Source organism: Okeania sp. SIO2F4, from assembly GCF_010672385.1.
Taxonomy (GTDB): domain Bacteria; phylum Cyanobacteriota; class Cyanobacteriia; order Cyanobacteriales; family Microcoleaceae; genus Trichodesmium.
Map to the genome: position 1 here is coordinate 1 of NZ_JAAHGT010001198.1, position 2,417 is coordinate 2,417.

Here is a 2,417-nt window from a genome sequence, read left to right on the forward strand (position 1 = left end):
TTGTCTAAATAACCCTGAAAACCCCGTAACGAATTAAAAGGCATAAACAGTAACCACGTACCGATCGCTTCCTTCAATGGAAATTCAACCAAAAGGACCAACGCTGGAATAATCACAAAACCCCCACCAATACCTACAAAACCTGTTATAGTTCCTATACCTAACCCTTCCAGCATCATTGCCAACCCATGATTTTGAGGTGAATGTGGTAATTCATTCTGCAACTGATTTAGCTGACCCCAAATCATTGACACACTGGCAACTAGCATCATTATGGCAAAAGCCATCAGTTGAATAGTATCTGTAATCATTGGTAGTGAAGCTAGACGTGCCCCTAAAAAAGCCCCCAACATTGCAGGTGGAGTGAAAATTATGGCCGCTTTGAAGTTGACATTTCCCTGTTGCCAATGAGGAATAAGTCCTATTAAACTTACTATACCCACCATCACAAAACTCATGGCAATAGCTTCTTTGGCATCCAATCCCATAACATAGATTAAAACTGGAATTGCCAACATAGAACCACCACCACCCATTAATCCTAGAGTAATGCCAATCAGGACTGCTAGGAAATGACCAATAATCGAAACTAACATGAGTAATACCGTTTCACGGAAGTCAAAAGTCAAAAGTCAAAAGCAAGATTTTATAGGCTAAAAACTTTGACAATACAATAATTTCAGGAAATCATTTCACATTTAAAGTTTGAAAGTATTTGTGAAATCTTTAAAGTGAATTGATAACGTTGATTTGCTACAAGTATAACTTATATCATGTTCGGTAAAATACTTAATAATAGACATCTCCAGAAAAGAGGGAGTAGGGAGTAGGAAGTAGGGAGTGGGGGGAAATAATTGATAATTTGTGGGGAATAATTGATTTTATTTTTGATTATCGGAGATGTCTAATAGTAGCTCTAGTTGTTGCACTAACCTGTGTCCAATTTATTCAGCTTCAGTAGTGAGCCACTAGAAAGGGGAAAGTTTTCAATCCAAATTATCGGTTATTTTACCACAGTTTTGATTTGCTGGCACAACTTCTGCCATTTTTTTAGGATGAGGCCAGTTTAAGGTGGCCATAAATTGAATAAAGTTCAAGCGATCGCGACCGACAAAACGTGGATTAAATTGTTTTTCTTCCCCAATGGTAGAAACAGTCTGACCTTTGTAGTCGTGACCGGGATAAACTAAGGTCTCATCAGGAAGTGTAAATAACTTTTTAGTGACTACATCATATAAGACTCCTGCATCTCCCCCTTGAAAATCTGTCCGACCACAACCTCTAATCAACAGAGAATCTCCTGTAAGTAGGTATTTGTTGTTTACTAAATAGGCTAAATGGCAGTCTGTATGACCGGGAGTAGCGATCGCCTGAATCTGAATTTCTCCTACTTCTAATATTTCTCCATCCTCGAGAAAGCGATCGGCACAAGTTACTTGAGAGTTTTTTGGCACAACACTTAAACATCCTGTAGCGGTGCGTAGTTTACCAGTTCCTGTAATATGGTCTGCATGAATGTGTGTTTCCAAGCAATAGCGTAGTTGTAATCCTAATTCTGTTAATAATTGCAAGTCTCGTTCGACCTGTTCAAAAACTGGATCGATTAACACTGTTGTTTTATTTGCCCGATCGGCAAATAGATAAGTATAGGTACTTGTTATTGGGTCTATTAGTTGTCGAAATAGCATTTTTTTGTTGATTTATTGAAATAAATATTTAGAAATTTTAGTATAAATCTAAAGCTCTTGCCATATTAGACATCTCCGATAATCAAAAATAGAATCAATTCTTATCCATAAATTATGGCGTTGGTGATGCGTGGCTATGATTATGTATTAATTTTCCATTAATGCTAATTGCCTAACTATTAACATTGAGCATTTTATATTTGGCAAAATTTAGGTTTCATAGCTTGATTCACCAAAGCCTAAATTATCAATTACTTCTCCCTATTCCCTATTCCCTCTTTTCTGGAGAAGTCTAATAGACATCTGCGGAAAATAAATAAACCTTTTAGTTATATTAGCTAAAGAAAGAAAAAGTCAGCAGAAAAAATCCTTTTTCCTGCCTTTTTGGTAAAAATATCTTAACTGTTCCCAGTTAAGTGTTCCCTGTTCCCTACTATGCGCAAAAAATCTATCTCTTTTTCAGAGAAGTCTATTGATATTCCCAATTTTTGATTGACAGAATTGAACATCAAAAATTTTCACATAGTTGGCGATCGTTCTCACTAACATTAGGATTATTTTTCAGATAATCTCCCACCCACTCACAACCGAGTTTTATCAGACTTTCCAGATTCAAATTCCACAAAATCACTTTGCCATCTTTGCTTCCAGAGGCAATCATTTGACCATCTGGACTGAAACAGATACTATTAAAACCACGCCTATAACGGTCAAAAGTATGTAACTCCC

General features: G+C 36.6%; 3 protein-coding genes. All 3 read right to left on the reverse strand.

Annotated elements, in window-relative coordinates:
* Positions 1–596 (reverse strand): sulfite exporter TauE/SafE family protein (locus F6K22_RS38790; protein ID WP_293110261.1); only part of this gene is annotated, 596 nt, incomplete at its 3' end.
* 390 nt (positions 597–986) lie between these two features.
* Entirely contained in the window at positions 987–1,688 is a 702-nt protein-coding gene (locus F6K22_RS38795; RefSeq protein ID WP_293110262.1) for an MBL fold metallo-hydrolase, read from the reverse strand.
* 508 nt (positions 1,689–2,196) lie between these two features.
* Positions 2,197–2,417 (reverse strand): WD40 repeat domain-containing protein (locus tag F6K22_RS38800; protein ID WP_293110264.1); only part of this gene is annotated, 221 nt, incomplete at its 5' end.